Raw genomic sequence first — 23,612 nt, 5'->3', positions numbered from 1 at the left:
CATGACCAGCACCGGAACCACCGCCCCCACCGCCGAGCTCGCCGTGATCGGCGGCAGCGGCTTCTACGAACTCCTCGCGGACGCCGAGCGCCACACCGTCGACACCCCCTACGGCGAGCCGTCCGACGCGATCACCCTCAGCGAGATCGGCGGCCGGCGGGTCGCCTTCCTGCCGCGCCACGGAAGCGGCCACGCCCTGCCGCCGCACCGGATCAACTACCGGGCGAACCTCTGGGCGCTGCGCTCGCTGGGCGTCCGACAGATCCTCGCCCCGTGCGCGGTCGGCTCGCTCCGCCCCGAGCTGGGCCCCGGCTCCGTCGTCGTCCCCGACCAGCTGGTGGACCGCACGAGCGGCCGGACGCAGACCTTCTACGAGGAGGGCGCGGTGCACGTCTCGTTCTCCGACCCCTACTGCGCGCACGGCAGGGAGGCGGTGCTGGAGGCGGCCGCCGCGACCGGGGCCGGGGCCACGGACGGCGGCACCATGGTCGTCATCCAGGGGCCGCGGTTCTCCACCCGCGCCGAATCGCAGTGGTACGCCGCCGCGGGCTGGTCGCTGGTCAACATGACCGGACACCCCGAGGCGGTGCTCGCCCGCGAACTCGCCCTCTGCTACACCGCGGTGGCCCTGGTCACCGACCTCGACGCGGGCATCGACGCGCACCAGAGCGTCTCGCAGGAAGAGGTCTTCAAGGTCTTCGCCCAGAACACCGAGCGGCTGCGCGCCCTGGTCCTGGAAACCCTCGACCGCCTCCCCAAGGAGCGCACCTGCGCCTGCCCCGACACCCTCGCGGGCATCGACCTGCCCTTCCCGCTGCCCTGACCACCGCACCGGCCGGGTCCCGGGACATGCCCGCCGACGGCGTAATGGCGGGGCCCGGCCCTCCGGGCACGCGAGGCTGAGGCTCTTGATCACGGTCGTATCAGGAGCCCGCGTGTACAGATCGGGACCGGGTGAGCCGGCGCTCGAACGGATGCCTCGCGAGCGCCGGCCGGACCGCGGCGGCCCGGCCGGGACGCGCGCGGGGACCGTGGAGAACAGCGGCTTCGAGGCGCCCCGGCGCCCCGCGTGGATGCGCTGGCTGCCGCTCGCCTACCTCGTGTTCGTCATGGTGCTGGAGGCCGTGACGCCCACGGACTGGGCGGTGAGCTTCCTGCTGATCGCGCTGCCCATGGTCGCCGCCTACGCCCTCGGCCCGCTCGGCGTCGCCGCCGTCACGCTCTGCGCGCTCGTCCTGGAGGGCGTGGTGGCCGGCACCCCGTGCTGCACCGGCCACAACCTCCACCAGCTGTGGGAGACCCACCACGTGGCCGCGTACCTCGACACCGGCCTGGTCGGCCTGCTCGGTGTGGCGCTGGCCGCCCACCGGCAGCGCCAGGAACGGCACCTGGTGCGCGCCCACTCGGTGGCCGAGGCGCTGATGCGCACCCTGCTGCGCCCGGTGCCGCACGAGGTCGGGCGCGTCCTCGCGGCGGGTCTCTACCGCTCCGGTGAGGTCGGCACCATGGTCGGCGGGGACCTGTACGACATCCGCGCCACCGAGGCCGGCGAGCGCGCGATCATCGGTGACGTCCGCGGCAAGGGACTGAAGGCCGTCCGCACCGTCGCCGCCCTCCTCGGCAGCTTCCGCGAGGCCGTTGACGACGGCGGCGACCTGCTGGCCGTCGCGGCCCGTATGGAGCGGCGGATGGCACGCGAGGCCGACGAGCTGCGCGACAACGAACTGTTCGTCACCGCCGCCCTGGTCGAGTACGCAGCCCGATCCGGCCGGGTGACGATCGTCAACCACGGCCACATCGAGCCGGTCCTGATCTCCGGCGGCCGGGTCACCGCCCTCACCGGTCCGCCGGCCCTTCCGCTGGGCCTCGGCACCCTCGCCGACGAGGAGCCCGTCGCCTACACCCACCCCTTCACCCCCGGCGACGTCCTCCTGCTGTGCACCGACGGCCTGATCGAGGCCCGCGACCACAACGGCGTCTTCTACCCGCTCCTCGACCGCCTCCGGCACCGCTTCGGCGACGGCGCCGCCCCCGGCCCCGACGAGGTCATCGACTTCCTCAACACCGACCTGCCCCGTCACACCCGGGTCTTCCACGACGACGTGGCCATCCTGGCGATCGCGCCGCACGGGACCGACGGGCCGCCGTCCCCGTGAAGCGAGGGCGCTGCCGCCGCCGCACCGTTCACCCGTACTGGTGCGCCTCCCGCGCCGCGTCCACGAACGTCTCCAGCGCCGCCCAGAACGGGCGGTAGCCCGCGTCGAAGGCGTCCGAGCCGTCGGCGTCACCGGCGATTTCCGCCGTGACGGCCGCGTGGAAGGGACCGGTCGCCTTCTGGAGGGCGAGCGCCGCGGCGGCGGCCGGGGCGGGGCCCTCCAGTTCGACGACCCGGGCGCAGCGCCGGATCCTGAGGTACTCGGCGACCTCCCGGTCGCGCAGCTCACCGAGCGTGGCGGTACGGGCCTGCGAGCGCGGCAGCCGCAGCACCGCGGAGATCTCCCAGAACAACTCGCCCATGCGGTGGGCCTGTTCGATCAGGTCCAGGTAGGCGGTGCGCCGACTCTCGCGCAGCCGCTCGGCGCGCTGCGCGCGGGCCGTGCTCTCGGCCTGGATCCGCGCGGCCCGGGTGGCGCCGCGGCTGGACACCCAACTGGCCAGCACGGCCGTGCCGCCGGTCACCGCCGCGATCGCCAAGGTCCACCATGTGCTGTCACCCACGCGGCGTCACGATACCGAGCCCGGGCCGCCGCGCCGGCAGCGGCCCGGACCGGCCCGTCACGAAGGGAACTCGCCCGGCGGTACCCGGCTCGTCGTCGCGTTGCCGCCGATCACCTTGTTCAGGGTGAACGTCAGCACCGTGTACTGCGTGCCGCCGGTGACCCGGACGGTACGGAAGTTCGCCTTGTCGTCGAACTTCTCGAAGCTGCACCCGCGGGTGAAGGAGCTCCTGGCGCTGTTCCAGTCCTCGCCGGTGGTGAAGTACACCGTGTACGAACCGCTGTTGACGCTGCGTATCGTCGTGTCGGAGCCCTGGCGGACATACACCGAGAAGGCCGTCCGGGTGCCGCGGGTCAGCGTCACCACCGCGTCCGTGCCGGTGCCGTTCCTGATCGTCAGTCGCCCCAGCCCGCCCCGGCTGCCGTCGCGGATGAGCGTGCCGTTGGCGAGCCGGCGGTGCTTGGCCTGCTCCGTGCGCGGCAGGCGCAGCGCGGCGTCGTAGCCGAGCGCGGTCAGCGACCGCCCGGCCTCCTGGACGCTCTTCGGGCTCTGGGCCGTGCCCAGTTCGACCCGCGGCGAGGTGGCGCACCGTCCGCCGTCACCCCGCGCGCTCTTCAGGTCCTGCCCCAACGCCCGTAGCGCAGAGGCGAGTTGACTGTTGCCGGCGGTGGCGTCGTCGGGTGCCCTGGTGGTCTGGAGGGCGTCGGCGGCCGCGTCGGCCCGGGCGGCCGCGGTGTCCAGCGCCCTGTTCAGCGCGCCGCCCTCACCCGCCCGGTCCACCGCGCGCAGCGCGCTGTCGAGCGGGCCGAGCGCCCCGCTCAGGGCGTGGCGGTAGGTGGCCGGGTCGACCGTCGGCGTCGGGGGCGGCGTCGGGTCGGTCGCCGCCGACGGGGCGGCCGCCGAGCCCCCGCTGCCGCCCGCCGACGCCTCGCTCCCCCCGTCCGACGAACAGGCCGTCAGCGCAAGGGCCAGCGCGAGGGCCGCGGCGCCGAAACCGGCGGCCCGGCGCCCGCGGAACACCGTTCGTCTTTCGTGCATTCCTCGCGTCCCACCCGACGCGCGCACAGTCGTGTACCTCGTCATGAGTCCCCCGATTCCCCCGGTTTCCCCCGACTTCCGGCAACTGCCGAAAGGACCAGGCTTCTCCGCCCGCGAAGCACTGTCAAGGCCGTCTCCCGGGCCTGTGGACGACCGTCGCGGCCGCCCTCACCGACCGCTCCGGAGACGCCCTCCTGCGGGACGACGCCCCCGGCGCGCGGCCCGCCGCCGGCGCCACCACGGCCACGGCCACCACCCGGACGTACCCGAGGATCGCCCCGCCCCCGGGGGGCGCCCACCCCGCCGCCGCCCCCCGAGGAGGGCTGAGCACGGCAGCGCCTCCGCCGCACGGGGGAGGCGGATCATGCGCCGGTCTGATTCCCGCCCGCTGCGGACCCGGAACAGTGAGCCCGGGGCAATCAGCGAGAGGAGTCCCACCGTGACGGTTCTGCTCATGTCGTTCCCGGCGTTCGCTGCTCTGCTGGCCTTGTTCGCCCTGGTGGAGAGCGCGTGGCGGCGGGTCACGGGACTCGGCCTGGTCCCGTGGCTCCGCAGGCGCACGGGGCCGTCGTGGTCGACCGTCGCCTTCGATGAGTTCACGGCGGTCGTGAACGGAAACAAGACGGTGGAGCTGGAGCAGCGGAGGGTGGAACTGCTGCGGCGGGACGACGAGAGCGACGGTGCGCCGCCCCGTGCCGGCATCGACCTCGCCAAGGGCACGGCGCTCATCGTGGTGGCCGGCGAAGCGGACGGCCGGTGCGCTGACGGGCGCGCCGGTGAGGGCCGGCGGTGAGACGCCGACCGGAGCGAACCGGCGCGGGGCCGTCCACGCTGTGGGCGCGTGTCGCGTGCGGGTGGGCGGCCGCGTTCGCCGGGCTGCACTTCTACTGGGCCCTCGGCGGTGCGGTGGGGCTGAGCGTCTCCGCAGGTCCGCTGGCAACCGAGCGCCCGCTGTGGTTCGTCGTGGCCGGTCTGTGGGGTGTGGGGGCGCTCTGCCTCCTCGGTGCCCTGCTGGCATGGTTGCTCGCCCGCTCCGGGCTCCGCGGCGTTCCCGCCCTGTCGGCGAGGTGGCTGGGGTGGGGCGTCAGCGCTCTCCTACTGGTCCGGGGCCTCGGCATCGAGGTGCTGCTGTTGACCGGCACGACGTATCCGGACACCTCGGTGAGCGCGGGGCAGCGGGCCTGGACGCTGGCCCTCTGGAACCCCTGGTTCATCGCCGGAGGACTGGCCTTCGGCCTCGCCGCCCTTCGGGCCGGCAGGCGCGCTGCCCCATCGGACGGGCCGTAGCTCTCACTGAGACCTAAACTCGGCGGTATGGCTGCAGGGGAGTTCCCCGACTCGCTCGCCGACGTGCTGGCCGGTGTCCAGCGCCTCATCCGGCGCCGGCTGCGGGCCGGCCTGACCGTTCCCCGTCTGCGCGGTGCGCAGGTGGAACTCCTGCGCCTGGTCGCCGCCCGCCCCGGCATACGGGTCTCGGACGCCGCGAAGGAGCTCTACCTCGCGGGCAATTCGGTCTCCACCCTCGTCAACCAGCTCAGCCGGGCCGGCTGCCTGCGCCGCGAGACCGCCCCCGGTGACCGCCGCTCGGCCCTGCTGTTCCCCACCCCGGCCGCGCGGTCCCGGCTGCACGACTGGGAGGTCCGCCGCAGCGCCCTGGTACGCGAGCAGGTCGCGCGGCTGTCCGAGGCCGATCAGGTGGCGCTGGCCGCGGCCCTCCCGGCGCTGCGCAGGCTCGCCCACAACCTGCACGAGGAGACGGAGGAGGCCCATGACCTCTGACGGCGCGCACCGGCCGACCCCGGACGGCGGCCCCCGGCCCGACGCCGTGACCTGCCGGGCGCTGCGCTACTCCTTCGGCGAGACCGTGGCCGTGGACGGCGTGGACCTCTCCGTACGCCCCGGCGAGGTCTTCGGCCTGCTCGGCCCGAACGGCGCGGGCAAGACCACCCTGATCCGCTGCATCACCACCCTGCTGCCCGTACCGGCCGGCACGGTACGGGTGTACGGCCACGACGCGGCGAAGGAGCGGATGGCGGTCCGCCGGCTGCTGGGCTACGTCCCGCAGCAGCTCTCCGCCGACGCCGGGCTGACCGGCCGGGAGAACGTCGCGCTGTTCGCCCGGGTCTTCGACGTCCCGCGCCGCGAGCGCGCCGAGCGCGTCGCCCAGGCACTGGCCGCCGTCGGCCTCACCGAAGCGGCCGGCCGGCTCGCCAAGACCTACTCCGGCGGCATGATCCGCCGCCTCGAACTCGCCCAGGCGCTGGTCAGCGCACCCCGTCTGCTGATGCTCGACGAGCCCACCATCGGCCTGGACCCGATCGCCCGCACCTCCGTCTGGGAACACATCAACGCCGTACGCGCCGCCACCGGCATGACCGTCCTGGTCACCACCCACTACATGGACGAGGCCGACCAGTACTGCGACCGCGTGGCCCTGATGCACCTCGGCCGCATCAGGGCCCTCGGGACCCCGGACGACCTCAAGGAGGCCCTGCGCACCCGCCGCCGCGCCGCGCACACCCCCACCCCACCGATCGAACCCACCGCGTCACTCGCCTCACTCGCATCGCGCTCAGCCGACGCCGCACCGACGCTTGAGGACGTCTTCCGGGACGTCGCCGGCAGCGGTCTCGACGAGCGGTCAGGAGACTTCCGCGATGTCCGAAGCACCCGCCGCACCGCACACCGCGTCGGCTGACGGCCCCGCCACCCCCGGCCGGCTGGACCTGCTGCTCGTCCCGCCGCGCTCCCGCACCGGCTGGCGGGTGCTGCCCGCCCGGGTCGTGGCGATGTGCGTGGTCGAACTGCAGAAGCTGCGCCACGACCGGACCGAGCTGTACACCCGGGCGGTCCAGCCGGCCCTCTGGCTCCTGGTCTTCGGCGAGACCTTCACCCGCATCAAGGCCATCCCGACCGGCGGCATCCCGTACATCGACTATCTGGCGCCCGGCATCATCGCCCAGTCCGCCATGTTCATCGCGATCTTCTACGGCATCATGATCATCTGGGAGCGGGACGCCGGCATCCTCACCAAGCTGCTCGTGACGCCGACGCCGCGCTCCGCCCTGATCGCCGGCAAGGGATTCGCGGCCGGGGTGAAGGCGCTGATCCAGGCCGTCGTCGTGATCGTCATCGCCGCACTGCTGGGCGTGGCGATGACCTGGAACCCGCTGCGCCTGCTCGGTGTGGCCGTCGCGGTGGTCCTCGGCTCGGCCTTCTTCTCCTGCCTGTCGATGACCATCGCGGGCATCGTGCTGACCCGCGACCGCCTGATGGGCATCGGCCAGGCCATCACCATGCCGCTGTTCTTCGCCTCCAACGCCCTCTACCCGGTGGCGATCATGCCCGGCTGGCTCCAGACCGTCAGCCGCGTCAACCCCCTCAGCTACCAGGTCGACGCGCTACGCGGCCTGCTGCTGGGCACCCACGCCCATCTGGCCCTGGACTACGGCGTCCTCGTCGGCTCCGCCGCCCTCGGCATCGCTGCCGCCTCCTCCCTCCTGGGCCGCCTGGCCCGCTGACCCACCCGTATCAACCGAAGCCCCTCTCCCCACCGCGCGCCGAGCCGAGGCCACACCGGTACGGAGTTACGCAGGGCCGAGGATGACGTAACCGCCCGTCCCGAGCTTGTAGCCGCCCTTGCCGGCGCAGTAGGCGTACGACCACCCGTAACTGCTGCCCGAGATCGAGACCTTGCTGCCGTACGCCCAACCGCCGTTGTTGCATTGCGCCGAAGCCTGGACCTTGTAGCCCGCGGGATACCCCTTGCAGCCGTATCCGTACGTGTTGCCGTCGTGCCAAGGACGGGCACACGACCCGGCAGCTGCCTGGCCCGGGGCGGGCAGCGCCTGGGCGGTGCCCACGGGTGCGGCGAGCGCCGTGAAGGCACCGCAGGCAAGGGCCAGTGCTGCGATGTTCTTACGCATGTGACTCCTCTGGTCGCCAGTCGAACGGCAGACGGACCGGACGCCGGAACGGCCCCTTCCGAAGGGCCAAGACCCGCGACGCTCCGTCTCCTCTTCTTCCTCTTCTCCTCGACAAGAGTGCGGGCGCCACCTTGTGGCAACCTTGGACGTTCCTTGAACGCCCTGGTCAGTGCGTTTTCAGGCCGGCACGGCGGCCTGCGCCCGTCCACCCGTCACCGGCACTCTGCCGGGCCTCCAACTCCCACGGATCACGGCTGACTTGACGGGAATTCCCCTCCCTTCGCGCGTAGAGTTGCCTTACCTGAACGCTTCGAGCGGAGGACTGATGAAAGCCAGCCTGAGCCGGTTAACCTCCCGCATTGCGGGGTTTGTGCTGCACGGCCGCCGGCCGCGCCTCGACCACCCCGATTCCCACCGGCCCGCCCGCCCCAACCAGCACGCGGGCCTGATCGACCACTACCGGCCGTCCTCGCCCACCGGCGGCGGTGGACTGCAGGGCCCCATCCGGTAGCGCAGAACCGCCCGGAGCCGTCCACCGCACGGCTCCGACCTGCCGGTAGGCCGCCGTATCCGTCTGACCTGCGGAGACCGCACCCGGCTCGGCCGAACGGGCCGTCGGCCGTCGCCCTCGTTCGCGGGGTGCGGTCGACGGTCTTTCGTGCGGGCGTCTGCGGGCCGGGTCAGACTGGGGTTATGCCCGAGATGCCCGAGGTGGAGGCGCTGGGCCGGTTCCTGGAGGAGCGGCTGGCCGGCCGGGCGGTCGCGCGGGTGTATCCCGTGTCGGTGGCCGCGTTGAAGACCTTTGAGCCGCCGCTGACCGCGCTGGAGGGGCGGGCGTTCGACGGGGTGGCGCGCCACGGGAAGTTTCTGGCGCTGCGCGCCGACGGGCTGTACCTGGTGATGCACCTGGCCAGGGCGGGTTGGGTGCGGTGGAGCGAACGACTGCCGACGGCGCCGCCACGCCCGGGCAAGGGGCCGCTGGCGCTGCGGGTGCGGCTCGCCGCACCGGACGGGGCGGGCTTCGACGTGACCGAGGCGGGCACCCAGAAACACCTCGCGGTGTATGTCGTGACCGATCCGCGGGACGTACCGGGGATCGCGCGGCTGGGGCCCGATCCGCTGGCCGAGGACTTCACCCGGGCGGCCTTCGCCGGGATGCTGGCGGGGGAGCGGCGGCAGATCAAGGGAGTCCTGCGGGACCAGGGCGTACTGGCGGGGATCGGCAACGCCTACTCCGACGAGATCCTGCACGCGGCGCGGATGTCGCCGTTCAAGCTGGCCGCCACGCTGTCCGAGGACGAGGTGACCCTGCTGTACACGGCGGTCCGCGCGACGCTGGGTGAAGCGGTCGAACGGGCCCGCGGGCTGGCGCCGGCGGACCTCAAGGAGGGGAAGAGGAGCGGGCTGCGGGTGCACGGGCGGACCGGCGAGCCCTGCCCGGTCTGCGGGGACACGATCCGCGAGGTGTCCTTCAGCGATTCGGCATTGCAGTACTGCCCCACCTGCCAGACCGGCGGCAAGCCGCTGGCCGACCGCCGGTTGTCGCGGCTGCTGAAGTAGCCGGATCCGGGTCAGCACCGGCGCGGCTGACACCGCATCGGCCGGTGAGGGAGGGCGGGCGCCGTTCGGGAGTGCGTTGTCAGTGCCCCGCACTACGGTGGCGCGCATGACCGACATCAACTTCTGGACCCGGCCGTCCGACCGGATGGTCCGGGGCTGCGGTGGCCGCTACAACATCACCGTCCTGCAACCCCCGTTCGCGGTCCGCGCCGAGGACCTGCCGGCCAACGACCCCGTCGCGGCACGGGCGTTCGCCGAGGCGTTCCCGACCGTCGATGCGGTTCTTGAGGAGCTGGACCCGGTGTCCGCCTACGCGACTCCCTATCTGGCGACGCGCGCCGACTTGGACGTGATCCAGGTCGGGTGCTGGGGCAACGTGCTGGCGATATCGGATCCGGCGATGGTCGACGACGGCAATGACACCCCGCTGCTGTACGAGGTGACCAGGCTGCGGGAGCGGTTCCCCGACGCACGGATCGTCGGCCGGGTCGAGGTGGACTGCGGCGAGTCCCATACCGAGGACATCATCCAGCTGCCGGGAGGGCCGATGTTCCACGCCTCGGGGTGGCCCACGATGGATCCGTGGGCGCTGACCGGTGACCCCCGTGCCGTCGCCGCGGCGCTGGGCATCGGCGCCGACGTCCTGGAAGAGCATGAGATCGACTTCGACGCCGATCCCGGCGACGTCGAATGGGCCGACTTCGCCACCCTCGCACTGGGAGAGGCCGACCCGTGGCCCATGGCCGGCCTCAAGACCTCCGTCTTCCGCGTGCGGCACACCGAGTCCTCCACCCGGAAGATGGAAGAGCTGTTCTTCATCGGTGGTTGACCACGGTCCGGCCGCGTGGCACGCCGTGCGGCCCCCGATCGGAGGCGGGGCGGAACTCGGGCTCAGGACGACGACGGCGCGCCGGCAGAGCCCTTCTTGTCGAGGAAGCGGCGCAAGCGGGCCAGGGGCCAGGTGTTGATCACGTCGCCGGCGGTCAGCCAGCCCCGCTGGGCGGTGCCCACGCCGTAGCGCAGGTACGCCAGGTGGAGCGGCGCATGGGCGTCGGTGTTGACTGCGAACTTCACGCCGTACCGTTTGGCCCGCAGGATGAGCTCGTCGGACAGGTCGAGCCGGTCGGGATGGGCGTTGATCTCCAGCGCCGTCCCGGTGCGGGCGCAAGCGGCGAACACCACGTCGAGGTCCATGTCGAGGCCCGGCCGCTTGCCGAGGAGCCGGGTGGTCGGGTGCCCGATGATGTTGACCTCCGGGTTCTCGCAGGCTGTGACGAGCCGGCGGGTCAGGGCGTCCCGCCCCTGGTGGAAGTGCGAGTGCACGGAGGCCACGCAGAGGTCGAAGTCCCGCAGGAACTCTTGCGGCCAGTCCACGTTCCCGTCCGGGTCGATATTGAGCTCGGTGCCGTGCAGGAGGCGCATCTTCCGGTGCCTGCCGTCGAGTTCGCGTACCCGCTCACGCTGGGCCAGCACCTTTTCGTCGGTCATCCGCTGCATGGAGAGGTTCGGGGCATGGTCGGTGATCGCGTAGTAGCGCAAACCCCGCCGGGCGGCGGCTTCCACCATCTCGTCCAGCGGGGCGAGGCCGTCCGTCAGGTCGGTGTGGGTGTGCAGGTCGCCCCTGATGTCCGCCTCCGTGACCAGGGCCGGCAACTCGCCGCGCAGCCCCGCGGCGATCTCGCCGCGGTCCTCTCGCAGCGTCGGCGGGATCCAGGGCAGACCGAGTCGCGCGTAGATCTCCTCCTCGGACTGCGAGACGATCTTCTTTCCGCTCTCGGCGTGGAACAGGCCGTATTCGGAGAGCTTCAGCTTGCGGTGCACGGCCATCTCACGGGTGCGGATGTTGTGTGCCTTGGAGCCGGTGAAGTACTGCAGCCCCGCGCCCCAGGAGTCGGGCGGCACGACCCGCAGATCGATCTGCAGGCCCTTCGTGGTGCGGATGGAGGTCTTCTTCATGCCGTGGGCGATGACCTCAGCCGTGCCCGGCAGTCGTGTGAAGGCGTCCATGAAGGGGGCGGAGCGGCCCGCGGCCACGAGGACGTCCACGTCACCGATGGTCTCCCGCATCCGGCGCAGCGATCCGGCGTACGTGCAGCTCTCGCAGCCGGACAGGACGGACAGCTCGGCCACGATCTCCTCGGCGACGTCCATGGCGACATTGACCGGCACCCGGTCGCCCGCGGCCTGCATCAGGCCGATGCCGTGCAGGATGTTCTCCTCGGTCTTCGGGCCGAAGCCCTTGAGGTCGCGCAGCCGCTCCTCGTGGAGGGCGTCGAGGAGTTCCGGCACCGAGGAGATGTGCAGGTCCTCGTAGAGTGCCATGGCCTTTCTGGGACCGAGGGTGGGGATGGCCATCAGCTGGCGCACGCCTGCGGGGACCTTCGACCTGACATCCTCCACGGCGGGCATCCTGCCGGTCTGCAGATACTGGATCACCTTGTCGGCGATGGACCTTCCGACGTTCGGGATCTCCCGCAGCCCTGCGGCATCGAGCTTCGACACGTCGGCGTGGTGGCCGCCGATGGCACGTGCGGCCTTCTCGTAGGCGCGGGCCTTGAACGCGTCTCCACCGGTGATCAGGACGAGGTCCGCATACTCACGGAGCAGCGCCTCGACCTCCTCGTTGGGCCGGACCACACGGCCATTTTAGTGTGGTCCGGCCCCGCAGGCCCTTCCGGAACCGCCTCGCCGGGCATCCCCGAGGCGAGAGGCGGCCACCTCAGGCGCGGACCGGCCAGTTCCCGGCCAGGTCCGAGAGGTGCCACGGGAACGCGTAGCCGAGCACGGACTCCCTGGTGTGGGCCTCCCGCCGGCGCGCTGGAGAACAACGCGTAGCCGGCTGCCGGCTCGCAGGGCGGCCCTGACGGGCGGATGCGCTCGGCATCGTGGTGAACCGGTTCAGCGCACGAAGGCGATTTCCGGGAAATGGCGCGAGGGCCCGTCGAGCAGGTCGCTGTGCTGGTTGCGCAGGTGCTTGTCGAAGAAGGCGGCGACGTAGGTGCGTTGGACCTCGATGGAGCGGTTGGGGTCGATCGTGCCGAGTGCCTGCTGCATCACTTCCGGGGTTACCCCGAAGGCGCCCGGCGCCTGAGGGAACAGGACCTGGTTGTCGACGAAGGAGTTGTGCCCGGAGCCGCGCAGCTTCAGGTCGAGCCGCTCGCCGTGCAGGTTTTCCCAGAGCCGTGCCCAGCTCGGGTCGGTGTTGCGGTTGTGGTGCCCGGAACTGAACAGCATGTAGGGGCGGTCGAGCCGCTGGTGTTCCGACGAGCCGAAGAGCTGGCCGTCCAGGTTCGCGCCGGCGTCGATCCTGGAGTCCGCGTGCATGGCAGCGGCCACCGATCCTCCGCCGAGGGAAGCGCCGAACATCCCGATGTGTTTCGTGCTCACGGCCTGGGTCAGCCCGTGGGGGAGCGGCTTGTGTTCCACATCCGGGTTGTGGCCGCGGGCGATCTCGGCCAGCTGGTCGATGACGAAGTGGGCGTCCGCCGCCCGGACGTCGATCAAGTCGCGCGATTTGGTGCCTGGCGGCAGCATGCTCACCTCATGTCGCCCGCCGGGGAACACCACATCGCCGGTGTCGTGGGTGTGGTCGATGGTGACGACCAAGTAGCCGCGGCTGGCCAGGTCCTGAACCAGTGCCGTGCCCGTCGCACGGTTCCCGCGCCCGCCGGGCGAGTACAGCAGCACCGGCAGCTTGCCGGCTTTGTGGTCAACCGGGGCGCCGGTGTGCCCGGCAGTGGTGGGCAGGGTGACCCCGCCCGGCAGCACCTGCTGGCTGTTGGGGAGGAGTGCGGCGGGATAGCGGGAGGTGTGGGTGGCCGGGTACCAGAGCGAGACCATCAACTCGCGCTGCTGTCCGGGCACCCACGGATCCATGCGTTTCGCGTCGCGCAGGTGCAGATCGACCGTTCCGACGCGATGGCGCCCGGTCGGGGCGGGGAGAGTCAGCTGGCCCGGGGCCGGCGCCACCTTCAAGGACGCATCCCGGCGCGGGTGTTGCGCCGCGTCGCCCAAGCCCACCGCCTGGCCCGGGGCTTGCGCCGCGTCGTCCAGCGCCACCATCTGGCCCGCGGCCTGCCCCGCGTCGTCCACGGACGCTGCCGTGGTCATGGGCGCACTGGCCTTCTCCGCGGCGGTGGCCGGCGCGATGCCGGCGCCCAGGGCGAGGGTCAGTAGTCCTGTGGTGCCTGCGACCCGGGTGCGCAACCGGCTGTGGCGCCTTCGTGCGTGCTTCATGGGCAGCCCCCTCCATGGTGGTGATGGCCGCGTGATCAGCGATCGGCCGGCGGTCATCGTATAGGCGGTTTTGCAAAGGCCGTGCCAACCCATCTGATTGTGCGGGGAGTTATCCGCACAGTGGTAGGCGAGGGGAGCGCTGCCGACGGCTCCAGAAATGCGCGATGTCGGGCTTCGTACCTCGTCCGTTGCCGGGCTCCGGCGACCGGCTTTTCCTCGGTCCCATATGCGCCGGGAACGGTCTGTCGGCGCTCGTGGAGTGTGTCACCGGGTTGTGCAACGTCGAGTGGCGATGCGGTTACGCGCAGGAGAAAAGCCCTGGTGCGGGACGGTGGCGGTGGTCGGCGTCCGGCTGCTCGGCAGCCCCGAAAAGCCAGTCGCAGCAGCAAATCCCAAGCGTGGCGGAGGGCGGACGCGAGCGGTCGTTCCGTCGCCTCGACGCGAAGGATGACGGAGCACCTGCCCTGGTCAGAAGGCATCTGAGGAAGATGGCTGATTATCGCCACCGCCGGATGGTGGCCGGTGGATCCAGAGTTCGCGGCGTTGCTCACCGTTTTCACTGAGCGCTTTTGTTACGCGGCAGTTCGTGACTGCTGAACGTTGCCGGCAACCCCTTGCGGGTTTGCGGATTCCTCCGGGGAAGGGCAGTTATGGGCAACGTTCTACGCAGCCGCGACTGTGCGTGACGCATTGAATGCAGACGGGATGCGGGGCCATCAATCAGCCTTGCCGGTCGACGTGTTGAGAATTCAACAATGCCGGGATGAAACCGAAGGCGCATAAGCGCCGTCTCGCGAGGGGGAGTTGACATCGGTTCCGTATGGACCGGTATACAGGGCGCAGCGCGAACTGGCTTGTGATTATCCTGTGATCACGGCATTCATGCTGATCGAGTTGCCGCACGGCCATCTCCCCCACATGCCGAGAGGACGCTGCCCTGCACGCCGTTGCCCGCGCGCCCCGTTCGCACCGCACCCGACGCCGCGCCGACATGCCTTTGCTCGGAGGCGTCCGCCCACCGATCGCCGTACTGCTCTGTGCGCTGCTGGTGGTCGCCGCGTTCGTCGCAGCCGGTCTCGGTACCGTTCACGAACAGGACGTGCCCCAGGCACTGGCCGACGCGGAACGCCAGATCGCCGCCGACACCGCCCTCTCGGTCGCCACCTCCGTCAATGCCCGAGCCGCGGAACTGCGCCGCACCGCAGCCTCGGTCGCGCCCGCCGTCGGCAGTTCTCCGGCACGGATCCTGAAGTCCCTGCCGCCCGCCCGGCGTTCCGGCGAAGCCGAACGTTCCGTACAGGGTGCTGTGCTGCTCGCCCCGCGCACGGGCAAGCTGCGGGCGGCCGGAGGCGAACCGGTGCTGCTGACCGGAATGGATGTGACCGCCCTGGCGCGGTCCGACGCCGACGACATCAAGCCCCGGCTGGCCACCTCGGCGAGCGGCGAGCCCCGGCTGCTGTTCTTCGCCCGGGTGGCCGCGCCCGCTCCGGGGCACGTCAAGGACGAGAACGCCGACCAGGCACGGGACCTGGACGAGAACCAGGCGGGCGACGAGCGCGCCTTTCTGCTGGTCGTCTCCGAGAAGCTCCTCGCCCCCCAGGTGTACGGGGGCGGGCGCACCGGCCAACTCGTCGACCAGGACGGCAAAGTGCTCGCCAGCACCGCAGGCGGCCCGGCCCGGCCGCCCGGCAACGGCGACCGCGCCCTGCTCGCCGCGGCGGAGAGTGCCGCGGACGCCGGTCCCCGCACCGCCGGCGCCTCCGGAAGCCTGCTCGGTGACCGCCACCGCGGCTTGCGCAGGGTCGCCGGCTGGGCACCGGTCGCCGCGGCGGACGGCAAGGACGAGACCTCCGGACTGGGGCTGACGATCCTCACGTACAGGGACGTGCCGCCGTTGAAGGGCGGCCCCGACCACATGCGGTTCGCCCTGGTGGCCGCGGGTGCGCTGGTGCTGATCGCCGCGTTGGTCACCGTGGTGCTGTGGCGCATCGTGCAACGCCCGCTGCTATGGCTCCACCTGTCCGCCGCGCGGTTGGCCGAGGGGGCATCGAAGGGACCGGGGGCACGTGGGGAGTTGGCGCGGCCGGTGCCGGTCGCCGGCTTCGGCGAGCTGGGCCGGGCGGGCCGGGCGCTGGAGTCCATACGCCGCCAACTGGTCGGAGAGGCGGGACCGGAACCCGTACGGCCGGCGCGAAGACGCCCCGGTATCCGGTCCTTGGCGGTCGCCTGCGTACTGCTGATCGCCGCGTGGGGGGCACCGCTGCTGTTCCTGGTCAACCGGGTGGAGGCCGGCAAGGCCGTACCGGCCGCCACCGTGGCCGACCAGCAGGCACGTACCGAAGCCGTCGCCGACCGGGTGCGGCAGACCCTGGGCCGGAGTTACACCGACCTCGCGGCGGTGGCGTCGGCCGCCTCCGGGCAGTCGCGTGAGCGGGCGGCAGACGTACTGCAACGCGCGCTCGCCGACCACCCCAAGTACCGCTCCCTGTATGTGCTGGACCGCTCCGGCGCCATCCTGACGCGGGTGGGCAAGGAGCCGCTTCGCTCCCTCGTCCACGCGCCGACCGGTAGCGGGATCACCCGGGTCAACACGTCCGGCAGGATTCCCGCGATTGCCGCCTACGCCCAGATCCCGGCGGCAAGGACCGCAAAGGATGCCGCCCCGGCCGTACTCTTCGCCGAGATCGATGTGAACGCGCTGAACAGCCTGCTCTCCCGGCCGGGGCTCGGCAGTGTCTGGCTCACCGACGAGCGTCACCGGGTCCTCGCGGCCAGCGTCGGCTTCCAGGCATTCCAGCCGCTGCCCAGTCAGGGCTTCACCCGCCTGACGGCCAAGACGGCGGCAGCACCCGGGAGTGCGGGAAGCCCGGTGTCGGCCGTACTGCATGCGGAGACCACGCCGGGTGCCGGGCCGTCGGTCGCGGCCGCCGCGCCACTGGCACGGACGGGGCCCGCTGCCGGACTCGGCTGGCGGGTGGTCTCGGCAGAGCCCGCCGCGGCACTCAAACTGACGGCATATCAGGCGCAGGCGCGCACCATGCTGGCCGGGCTGCTCGCCCTGACCGCGGGCATCGCCTGCTTGGGCTGGCTGCACATCGTGGTGGTCCGACCGCTGCGCGCCCTCGCCGGCTGCGCGGAGCGACTGGCCGGCGGCGACCGCCGCACGGTGCTGTACCCGGTCCACCACGACGAGTGCGGCTCGGTGACCCGCAGCCTGGAACTGCTCCGGCAGGCGCTCGCGGGCCAGGGCCGTGTCGATCGAGCCGGCCCGTCCTCTGCCCCTGCCCCGTCGTCCCGGTGCACCGGTGCACCGGGGCCGCAAAGGATCAACTGACGTGTTTTTCCTCTATGTTGTGCTGCTGCTGAGCTGTGCGGTGCTGTGGGTCGCCGGCGTATTGGAACAGCGGCGTCACTACGCCGCGCTGGCGCAGATCCCCACCCGGGTGCTCGTCAACGGCATTCGAGGCAAGAGCTCCATCACTCGGCTGTGCGCGGGGGCGCTGCGCGGCGGTGGCCTGGTCACGGTTGCCAAGACCACCGGCACCGCGGCCCGGTTCATCCACCCGGACGCCACCGAGGAGCCGGTGTACCGCAAGTTCGGCATCGCCAATGTCGTGGAACAGATCGGCATCGTGCGGCGCGCGGCGGCGTACCGGCCGCACGCGCTGGTGATCGAGTGCATGGCGGTGATGCCCGCACTTCAGGAGGTCAACCAGGAGAAGCTGATCCACTCCACCATCGGTGTGCTGTGCAATGTCCGCGAGGACCACCTTGAGGAGATGGGGCCCACGCTCGATGACGTGGCCCGATCGCTCTGCCGGTCGATGCCGGTCGGCGGGGTCTGTGTCACCGCCGAACAGGCGCGTCTGCACATCCTCAAGGAGGAGGCGGAAAAGAGGGATTGCCGACTGATCGCGGTCGATCCGGAGTCGGTCACCGACGAAGAGCTGCGCGGGTTCAGTTGGTTCACCTTCAAGGAGAACGTCGCCATCGCGCTGGCGGTGGCGCAACTCCTCGGCGTGGACCGGCACACCGCGCTGCGCGGTATGTGGGACGCGCCACCGGACCCCGGTGTGCTCTCCGTCGAGCGGTACCGCACACCGGACGGCAAGCGGCTGCGCTTCGCCAATGTCTTCGCAGCCAATGACCCCGAGTCGACCTTGATGAACATCCGTCAGCTGGAGGAGCTGGGCGCGATCCGTCGCCCGCTCAACGTGGTCATCAACTGCCGCCCGGACCGGGTGGAACGCAACGGGCAGATGGGGGCGATCGTCCCCGATCTGAACCCGGAGACCGTCTTCCTGATCGGGCATCCCACCAAGAGCGCCCGCGACGGCATCCCGCCGGGCCGGTCATCGGGGCGCTTGGTGGACCTGGGTGGCGAACGGCGCGACCCGGCCGAGCTGACCCACGCCCTCCTCAGCGAACTGGGGCCGGACTCCTCGCTGGTGGCCATCGGCAACATCCATGGCCAGGGTGAACTGTTCCTGGAGCGCCTCGGCGAGCTGGTCGCGGACGAGACCGGCGAACCACTCGGGGTCGCGCACCCGCCCGAGCCGGAACCGTACAGCTGGGTGGCGTCACTGTCCGGCCCGGAGCCCGACCCGCGTCACCCCGACCCTGCCGCCACCGGCCACCACGCACCGAACGACCCCACAAGGAAGCCGCTATGATCCCCGTCACCGTCACCCCGGAGACAGCCGCGCTGGGGATCGCCCTCGGACTGGTTTTCTCGCTGGTGTGCTACCTGACCACCAATCTCTCCCCCGGCGGCATGATCACCCCCGGCTGGCTGGCGCTGACCCTCGTCACCGACGCGGGCCGGGCCGCACTGATGATCGGCGTCACGGCGCTCACCTTCTTCGCGACCAAGGTCCTGCAGCGCCAGGTGATCCTGTACGGGAAGCGGCTGTTCGCCGCGGTGGTGCTGTGTGCGGTGGTGCTGCAGGCCACGGTGATGCTCGCGCTCCAGCACGAGTTCCCGCTCCTGTACACCACACAGACCCTGGGCTTCATCGTGCCCGGCCTGATCGCCTATCAGCTGATCCGCCAGCCACTGGCGGCCACCGCGATCTCCACCACCGCGGTGACCCTCGGCACGTATGTGGTGCTCGTCGCCGGACTCCTGCTGGGGGCACTGCCCACCGGCTGACCGCACCGGATTGTCCGCGTCTGCCGCCGTCCATCCGCACGTCGAGGAGGTCACCATGGGCACCGATTCCACCCCGCGCAGGGGTCCCAGCCGCCGTCAGGTCCTGGGCGCCGGCGCCGTGTTGGCCGCCGCCGGCGCGGTCACGGGATACGCACGGCACTACTTCTCACCGGACGGGACGGGGGACCCGCACGGTGACTTCCGGGTGCCGACCGACGGCTACCACTTCGAGCGCCACCGGACGCCCGCCCGTACGGTGGTCCGTGCCGCCGACGGGCGCGTGCTGGCCACCTTCACCGACGGTGCGCGGACCGCGGTGCTGGCCGGCCCGACCCGTACCTGGAGCGAGCCACGGACCACCCGCGCGGTGGTGCACAGCAACGCCTGGGTACGGCTGATGCCCGAGGAATGGCGGCCGGGCCACGAGCGCACGCGAGGGTTTCGGGAGTGGTTCCCCAAGGTCCTCGCCGACCGGAGCCCGGACGTCATCGGCACGGCCTTCCAGTACGGCGACGGGGCACCCGATCGCCGCGCCGCATCCGGCCTGCGCTACGCGGGCAAGGCCCACTTCGGACCGCGCGTCCCGGGGCAGTCGTCGTGGTCGTTCCACTACCTCGACGAGAAGTCGGACTTCTACGACTACCTCGGCGTCCCCTGGACCTTCCAGGACGGCACCCGCAAGGAGCCGGAGAAGGCACGCTACGGCGACGTGGACTGCTCCGGCTTCATGCGTCTGGTCTGGGGGTACCGCATGGGGTACCCGCTGCACGCCACCAACACCCCGGGGCCCGGCCTGCCCCGCCGGGCCTACGCCATCGCCAGCCGGGCCCCCGGCGTGCTGTTGATCCCGAACACCGGCCGGCGGCCCGCTGACATCAGCCTGCTGCAACCCGGGGACCTGGTGTTCTTTGCCATCGACATCGGCAGGCCGCACGGTATCGACCACTGCGGCATCTATCTGGGGCCGGACGACAACGGGCACCCGCGCTTCTACTCCAGCCGTTCGAAGGCCAACGGCCCCACCATGGGCGACCTCGCCGGCCGCGCGACGCTCGACGGCGACGGCTTCTACGCCCAGGGGTTGCGCATGGCCCGCCGCCTGTGAAGCAGCTCCTGTGAACCCGTTCGCCTTTTCTCCCCAGCCCGCCGTCCCCTGAGAGGCCCCGCCATGGCCACCGCCCCTGTCACCCGGGACTCCCCCGACCGCTCCCACCTCACCGGAGGGGACAGGCGGACCGTTCGGCATCAACCTGCGGCCGAGCGGTGGGAGGTGTGGACTCTGCTCCTGATCCTCGCCATGGCCTCGGTGCTCTACGTCTGGGGCATCGACCATGCCGGGGTGCACCCTTACTACAGCGCGGCCGTGCGGTCGATGGCGTCGAACTGGCATGCCTTCGTCTTCGGCGGGCTGGACCCGAGCGGCTCGATCACCCTGGACAAGATCCCCGGTGCGCTGTGGCCGCAGGCCCTTTCCGTGAAACTCTTCGGACCCTACGACTGGGCGGCGGCACTGCCGCAGGCAATAGAGGGCGTACTGACCGTCTGGGCGCTGCACCGGATCGTGCGTGCCTGGGCCGGCGCAGTGGCCGGGCTGCTCGCCGCGCTGGTACTCACTCTCACCCCGATCACCGTCGCGCTGAACCGGCACACCATCCCGGACACCCTGCTCGTCCTGCTGCTGGTCCTCGCGGCGGGATCGCTGCAGAAGGCGGTCAGCACCGGGAAGCTGCTGCCGCTGCTCGTCTGCGGAACATGGGTGGGGCTGGCCTTCCATGCCAAGATGCTCCAGGCATGGCTGGTCCTTCCTGTCTTCGCCGCGGTTTACCAACTGGCGGCGCCCGGCTCCCGGTTGGACCGGGCCTGGCGGCTGCTGCTCGCCGGGATCACCGCACTCGTCGTCTCCTGCTCCTGGCTGTTGCTGGTGTGGGCGACGCCTGCCGCAGACCGCCCCTACGCCGACGGAACCAGCAACAACAACCCCTTCACCCTCGTCTTCGGATACAACGGACTGAGCCGCTTCGGCCATGACCCGCACGCGCTGGGCGCGGTCGCCGGCACCGCCGCCAGCCGTACCACCGGCAACACCGGTTGGACCATGCTGGTCAACCACAGCGTGGGCCCGCAGATCTCCTGGCTTCTGCCGCTCACCGTACTGGCCCTGGTGCTGGGCCTCCTGTGGCGTACGGGCCGGCCGCGGACCGACGGGCCGCGCGCGGGGTTCCTGCTCTGGGGCGGCTGGCTGGGCGTGCACGTCGTGGTCTTCAGCACCTCCAACGGCAACCACGGTTACTACACCGCCGTACTCGCCCCGGCCCTGGCCGCGCTGGCCGGTGGCGGAGCGGCCCTCTTCCGGGCCGAATACCGCGCCGGCGGCCGGCGCCGTGCGGCGCTGCCCGCCGCGGTCGGGCTGACCGCGCTGTGGACCGTGGTGATCGACGGGCCGCACAGCAGGTTCGCGCCCTGGCTGCTGCCGGTGGTGCTGATGCTCGGCCTGTGCGGGACCGTCGGCCTGTGGACCTGCGGCACGCGCAGCACGCGGCGGGCGGTGCACAGCGCCCTCGCGGCGGGCCTGGCGTCCGCACTGCTCGCCCCGGCCGTCTGGGCCACCTCCTGTCTGGATCCGAGGTACGCCGGCTCACCGATGTCGCCGCTGGCCGGCCCGGTCGGGCCCGGCTACCTCGACATGCGCCACCACCGGACCAGGACGCGGGCCAACGCCTTGAACACCCCGTCCACGCGGGACGCCGCACTCCTGGGCTACCTCACCGCGCACCGTTCCCGGGAGAAGTACCTCCTGGCCACTCAAGCCGCCTACGGCGCCGAGCCGCTGCTGCGCGCCACCTCCCGACCCGTGCTGGTCATGGGCGGCTTCACCGGCCTGACCCCGTTCCCGACCGCGCAGCAGCTGACCACCCTGGTCTCCGCCCACCGACTCCGCTACGCCCTGCTGACCTCACGCCGCCCGTCCACACCGGCCACGGTCTGGGTGAAGCGGAACTGCACCCGCGTCCCGTCGCGCGCCTACGGCCGCACCTCGGACGGAAGCTTCACCCTCTACGACTGCGCCCCGTGACGGATGAGCCACTCCAGCCCGACGATCACCGATCGAGGCGCCGCTGGCTGAGCGGATTCTCCCCAGCGGTCCGAGGAGTGTTGGCGAGGGCCACGCCCGCAGGCTCTCGCCTAGTGGTGCGCTGGCTCTGACGCCGGTTGCTCAGAGCCAGTCCCGCCGCTTGAAGATGAGGTACAGGCTGGTGCAGACCACCGCCATCAGGACGATCGCGAAGGGATAGCCGAACGACCAGTGCAGCTCCGGCATGTGGGCGAAGTTCATCCCGTAGATCGTCCCGACGAGGGTGGGGGCGAAGAGGATGGCCGCCCAGGAGGAGATCTTCTTGATCTCCTCGTTCTGCTCGAAGCCGGCCTCCGCCAGGGCGCGCATTTCGGCGTTCTGCTGTTGGTTCACCAGCGTCGCGTTGACGGTGAGGATGTCCTGCAGGGCCTGCCGGAAGCCGTCCACACGGTCCGTGGTGTGCAGGGCGTGGTCGGCCACGTCCCGCAGGTAGCGGCGCAGTTCCTCGTCGATGGCGTACTTCTCGAAGCCCGCGGTGAGGCTCTCCAGCATGCCGTTGAGCGGACGGGTCGCGCGCTGGAACTCGACGACCTCACGGGAGAGTTCGTAGATGCGCCGGGAGACGCGGGGGTCGCCGCCGAAGACCTCCGTCTCGATCTCGTCGATGTCGTTCTGTACCCCGGCGACGACCGGCGCATAGCCGTCGACGACGGCGTCGAGGATCGCGTAGAGGACGGCTTCGGGGCCGCGCTTGAGGAGTTCGGGGGCGCTCTCCATGCGACGGCGGACGGCTGAGAGGTCGGGTGCGCCGCCGTGCCGGACGGTGATCACGAAGTCCCGGCCGACGAAGATGTGCAGCTCGCCGAAGTCGACCTCTTCGGGGTCGTCCAGATAGCGCGCGGCGCGCAGGACGACGAAGAGGGTGCCGCCGTAACGCTCCAGTTTGGGGCGCTGGTGGGCCTCCATCGCGTCCTCGACGGCGAGTGGATGGAGGTCGAACTCCGATGCCAGCGAGACCAGTTCGGAGGGCGAGGGGTGGTACAGCCCGATCCAGGCCATGGTGTCGGGGGTGTCGCGCAGCTGGCGGAACGTATCGGTCAGGCTGTCGTGGGTGCTGACGCGGTGCCCGTCCTGATAGAGCGCGGCGGTGATGACGCTGCTGTTGGTCCCGTCCGTGGGCCGCGCGGGCCCGGACTCGTCCGGCGGCGTGACGGGCGAGGGCCCGGAGGGCCGCTTCTTCGCGGGTTTGCGCAGGCCGCGCAGGCTACGTGGCCGACGGCCCGGAGGATCAGTGCTCACGACAGAACCGACCTCCTTCACAAGGGGGGATGAACAGGCACACAGAATCTCGACGAAGGATATCTGCCTCGGATGTCGGCACAGGTCAAGGGGCATGGTGCAGGATGGAAAGGGGCGTCCGCGGCGTGTGTCGCGTCCGCCGAGCTTTGTATGTTTATCCCTAGAATTGTGCGATGCAGATACCGCAGACAGCCAGCGCTCCTCCGGGTGAGGTGATTCGGTGAACGGCCCCGATGCCACCGACGAGCAGTGGGAAGGGCTCGCCGAGGTCGTCCCGCTCCGCAGCAGCAGCGAATGGCCCTCCTGGCCTGACCACCGCGCCCTCCCCGACGAGGAACCGGCGGAGGAGATGCGGCGGTTCATCGTCATCCGCGTGCAGACCTTCGCGGACGCCCGTGAGGTCGCCGAGTACCTCATGGCTCAGATCCCGGTCCTGCTGGACCTCAGCAGCGCCGACACCGACGTCGCCAAGCGCATCCTGGACTTCTCCAGCGGGGTCGTCTTCGGGCTAGGAAGCGGGATGCACCGGGTCGACACCAACGTCTTCCTGCTCGCCCCGGTGGGCACCGAAGTCGCCGAGTCGGTAGCGGGAGCCGTCCCCCGTTCGTAG

General features: G+C 71.3%; 22 protein-coding genes. 16 read left to right on the top strand and 6 right to left on the bottom strand.

Annotation, left to right across the window (positions count from 1 at the left end; translation table 11 throughout):
• The first annotated feature begins 1 nt into the window (after position 1).
• Positions 2-823, top strand: coding sequence for an S-methyl-5'-thioadenosine phosphorylase (locus tag SL103_RS26520; protein WP_069571445.1), 822 nt, complete (start codon positions 2-4; stop codon positions 821-823).
• 112 nt (positions 824-935) lie between these two features.
• The gene (locus SL103_RS26515) at positions 936-2,156 is read left to right on the top strand and encodes a PP2C family protein-serine/threonine phosphatase (protein WP_244304051.1); all 1,221 of its coding nucleotides are present in this window, start codon (positions 936-938) and stop codon (positions 2,154-2,156) included.
• A gap of 28 nt (positions 2,157-2,184) precedes the next feature.
• On the opposite strand, the gene SL103_RS26510 is transcribed toward SL103_RS26515, so the two are convergent.
• A complete protein-coding gene (locus tag SL103_RS26510; RefSeq protein ID WP_069571444.1) occupies positions 2,185-2,718 on the bottom strand; it encodes a hypothetical protein in 534 nt (177 codons plus the stop codon).
• Between the two features lie 57 nt (positions 2,719-2,775).
• Positions 2,776-3,756 carry a hypothetical protein gene (locus SL103_RS26505; protein ID WP_069571443.1) on the bottom strand — a complete coding sequence of 327 codons (981 nt, stop codon included), beginning with the start codon at positions 3,754-3,756 and terminating at the stop codon, positions 2,776-2,778.
• Between the two features lie 439 nt (positions 3,757-4,195).
• Between SL103_RS26505 and SL103_RS39315 the strand changes: the two genes are divergently transcribed.
• The 5 genes from SL103_RS39315 to SL103_RS26480 are packed head-to-tail and all read left to right on the top strand — an operon-like array spanning position 4,196 to position 7,277.
• Complete coding sequence (locus SL103_RS39315) at positions 4,196-4,549, top strand: DUF6191 domain-containing protein (RefSeq protein ID WP_079145994.1); 354 nt, start codon at positions 4,196-4,198, stop codon at positions 4,547-4,549.
• Positions 4,546-5,043 carry a DUF3995 domain-containing protein gene (locus tag SL103_RS26495; RefSeq protein ID WP_069571441.1) on the top strand — a complete coding sequence of 166 codons (498 nt, stop codon included), beginning with the start codon at positions 4,546-4,548 and terminating at the stop codon, positions 5,041-5,043. The genes SL103_RS39315 and SL103_RS26495 overlap by 4 nt, the downstream gene beginning before the upstream one ends.
• Before the next feature lie 27 nt (positions 5,044-5,070).
• The gene (locus tag SL103_RS26490) at positions 5,071-5,535 is read left to right on the top strand and encodes a MarR family winged helix-turn-helix transcriptional regulator (protein ID WP_069571439.1); all 465 of its coding nucleotides are present in this window, start codon (positions 5,071-5,073) and stop codon (positions 5,533-5,535) included.
• Positions 5,525-6,454 carry an ATP-binding cassette domain-containing protein gene (locus tag SL103_RS26485; protein WP_069571437.1) on the top strand — a complete coding sequence of 310 codons (930 nt, stop codon included), beginning with the start codon at positions 5,525-5,527 and terminating at the stop codon, positions 6,452-6,454. The genes SL103_RS26490 and SL103_RS26485 overlap by 11 nt, the downstream gene beginning before the upstream one ends.
• The gene (locus SL103_RS26480; protein WP_069571436.1) at positions 6,414-7,277 is read left to right on the top strand and encodes an ABC transporter permease; all 864 of its coding nucleotides are present in this window, start codon (positions 6,414-6,416) and stop codon (positions 7,275-7,277) included. Before SL103_RS26485 ends, SL103_RS26480 begins: the two co-directional genes overlap by 41 nt.
• 66 nt (positions 7,278-7,343) lie before the next feature.
• On the opposite strand, the gene SL103_RS26475 is transcribed toward SL103_RS26480, so the two are convergent.
• The gene (locus SL103_RS26475) at positions 7,344-7,682 is read right to left on the bottom strand and encodes a hypothetical protein (RefSeq protein ID WP_069571435.1); all 339 of its coding nucleotides are present in this window, start codon (positions 7,680-7,682) and stop codon (positions 7,344-7,346) included.
• Positions 7,683-8,007: 325 nt separating this feature from the next.
• On the opposite strand from SL103_RS26475, the gene SL103_RS38065 reads away from it, so the two are divergent.
• From SL103_RS38065 to SL103_RS26465, 3 genes are all read left to right on the top strand, one after another.
• On the top strand, positions 8,008-8,193 hold the full coding sequence (locus tag SL103_RS38065) for a hypothetical protein (protein WP_164492901.1): 186 nt from the start codon (positions 8,008-8,010) through the stop codon (positions 8,191-8,193).
• Between the two features lie 182 nt (positions 8,194-8,375).
• Positions 8,376-9,242, top strand: coding sequence for an Fpg/Nei family DNA glycosylase (locus SL103_RS26470; RefSeq protein WP_069571433.1), 867 nt, complete (start codon positions 8,376-8,378; stop codon positions 9,240-9,242).
• A 106-nt stretch (positions 9,243-9,348) separates the two neighbouring features.
• Positions 9,349-10,071: a DUF6333 family protein gene (locus tag SL103_RS26465; RefSeq protein ID WP_079145993.1), complete on the top strand. Its 723-nt coding sequence runs from the start codon at positions 9,349-9,351 to the stop codon at positions 10,069-10,071.
• A 62-nt stretch (positions 10,072-10,133) separates the two neighbouring features.
• Here the strand turns inward: SL103_RS26465 and polX are convergent, their stop codons facing one another.
• Both polX and SL103_RS26455 read right to left on the bottom strand, forming a co-directional pair.
• Positions 10,134-11,879 (bottom strand): DNA polymerase/3'-5' exonuclease PolX, encoded by a 1,746-nt coding sequence (polX, locus tag SL103_RS26460; RefSeq protein ID WP_069571430.1) that lies wholly within the window; start codon positions 11,877-11,879, stop codon positions 10,134-10,136.
• Positions 11,880-12,140: 261 nt separating this feature from the next.
• A complete protein-coding gene (locus SL103_RS26455; RefSeq protein ID WP_244304050.1) occupies positions 12,141-13,352 on the bottom strand; it encodes an alpha/beta hydrolase family protein in 1,212 nt (403 codons plus the stop codon).
• A gap of 1,117 nt (positions 13,353-14,469) precedes the next feature.
• Here SL103_RS26455 and SL103_RS26450 point away from each other — a divergent pair.
• The 5 genes from SL103_RS26450 (at position 14,470) to SL103_RS26430 (ending at position 21,703) form a co-directional block, all read left to right on the top strand.
• On the top strand, positions 14,470-16,812 hold the full coding sequence (locus tag SL103_RS26450; RefSeq protein WP_069571428.1) for a cache domain-containing protein: 2,343 nt from the start codon (positions 14,470-14,472) through the stop codon (positions 16,810-16,812).
• A gap of 1 nt (position 16,813) precedes the next feature.
• The gene (pgsB, locus tag SL103_RS26445; protein WP_079145992.1) at positions 16,814-18,151 is read left to right on the top strand and encodes a poly-gamma-glutamate synthase PgsB; all 1,338 of its coding nucleotides are present in this window, start codon (positions 16,814-16,816) and stop codon (positions 18,149-18,151) included.
• The gene (locus tag SL103_RS26440; protein ID WP_069571427.1) at positions 18,148-18,630 is read left to right on the top strand and encodes a poly-gamma-glutamate biosynthesis protein PgsC/CapC; all 483 of its coding nucleotides are present in this window, start codon (positions 18,148-18,150) and stop codon (positions 18,628-18,630) included. Before pgsB ends, SL103_RS26440 begins: the two co-directional genes overlap by 4 nt.
• A 55-nt stretch (positions 18,631-18,685) precedes the next feature.
• On the top strand, positions 18,686-19,735 hold the full coding sequence (locus tag SL103_RS26435; RefSeq protein WP_069571426.1) for an NlpC/P60 family protein: 1,050 nt from the start codon (positions 18,686-18,688) through the stop codon (positions 19,733-19,735).
• A gap of 165 nt (positions 19,736-19,900) precedes the next feature.
• A complete protein-coding gene (locus tag SL103_RS26430; RefSeq protein WP_347877867.1) occupies positions 19,901-21,703 on the top strand; it encodes an ArnT family glycosyltransferase in 1,803 nt (600 codons plus the stop codon).
• A gap of 141 nt (positions 21,704-21,844) precedes the next feature.
• On the opposite strand, the gene corA is transcribed toward SL103_RS26430, so the two are convergent.
• A complete protein-coding gene (gene corA, locus SL103_RS26425; RefSeq protein WP_069571423.1) occupies positions 21,845-23,002 on the bottom strand; it encodes a magnesium/cobalt transporter CorA in 1,158 nt (385 codons plus the stop codon).
• A 220-nt stretch (positions 23,003-23,222) separates the two neighbouring features.
• On the opposite strand from corA, the gene SL103_RS26420 reads away from it, so the two are divergent.
• Complete coding sequence (locus tag SL103_RS26420) at positions 23,223-23,612, top strand: cell division protein SepF (protein ID WP_033269172.1); 390 nt, start codon at positions 23,223-23,225, stop codon at positions 23,610-23,612.

Origin of the sequence: Streptomyces lydicus, from assembly GCF_001729485.1 — a bacterium.
In the GTDB taxonomy this organism is placed as follows: domain Bacteria; phylum Actinomycetota; class Actinomycetes; order Streptomycetales; family Streptomycetaceae; genus Streptomyces; species Streptomyces lydicus_D.
This window is presented reverse-complemented; position numbering and strand designations above follow the sequence as displayed.

What these genes read in the sequence shown, in the direction of transcription:
- SL103_RS26480 (WP_069571436.1), top strand. Translation starts at nt 6,414, where the DNA reads ATGTCCGAAGCACCCGCCGCACCGCACACCGCGTCGGCTGACGGCCCC.
- SL103_RS26455 (WP_244304050.1), bottom strand. Translation starts at nt 13,352, where the DNA reads ATGACCACGGCAGCGTCCGTGGACGACGCGGGGCAGGCCGCGGGCCAG.
- SL103_RS26450 (WP_069571428.1), top strand. Translation starts at nt 14,470, where the DNA reads ATGCCTTTGCTCGGAGGCGTCCGCCCACCGATCGCCGTACTGCTCTGT.
- SL103_RS26440 (WP_069571427.1), top strand. Translation starts at nt 18,148, where the DNA reads ATGATCCCCGTCACCGTCACCCCGGAGACAGCCGCGCTGGGGATCGCC.
- SL103_RS26470 (WP_069571433.1), top strand. Translation starts at nt 8,376, where the DNA reads ATGCCCGAGATGCCCGAGGTGGAGGCGCTGGGCCGGTTCCTGGAGGAG.
- SL103_RS26490 (WP_069571439.1), top strand. Translation starts at nt 5,071, where the DNA reads ATGGCTGCAGGGGAGTTCCCCGACTCGCTCGCCGACGTGCTGGCCGGT.
- SL103_RS26485 (WP_069571437.1), top strand. Translation starts at nt 5,525, where the DNA reads ATGACCTCTGACGGCGCGCACCGGCCGACCCCGGACGGCGGCCCCCGG.
- SL103_RS26465 (WP_079145993.1), top strand. Translation starts at nt 9,349, where the DNA reads ATGACCGACATCAACTTCTGGACCCGGCCGTCCGACCGGATGGTCCGG.
- SL103_RS26475 (WP_069571435.1), bottom strand. Translation starts at nt 7,682, where the DNA reads ATGCGTAAGAACATCGCAGCACTGGCCCTTGCCTGCGGTGCCTTCACG.
- SL103_RS26505 (WP_069571443.1), bottom strand. Translation starts at nt 3,756, where the DNA reads ATGCACGAAAGACGAACGGTGTTCCGCGGGCGCCGGGCCGCCGGTTTC.
- SL103_RS38065 (WP_164492901.1), top strand. Translation starts at nt 8,008, where the DNA reads ATGAAAGCCAGCCTGAGCCGGTTAACCTCCCGCATTGCGGGGTTTGTG.
- SL103_RS26520 (WP_069571445.1), top strand. Translation starts at nt 2, where the DNA reads ATGACCAGCACCGGAACCACCGCCCCCACCGCCGAGCTCGCCGTGATC.
- SL103_RS26435 (WP_069571426.1), top strand. Translation starts at nt 18,686, where the DNA reads ATGGGCACCGATTCCACCCCGCGCAGGGGTCCCAGCCGCCGTCAGGTC.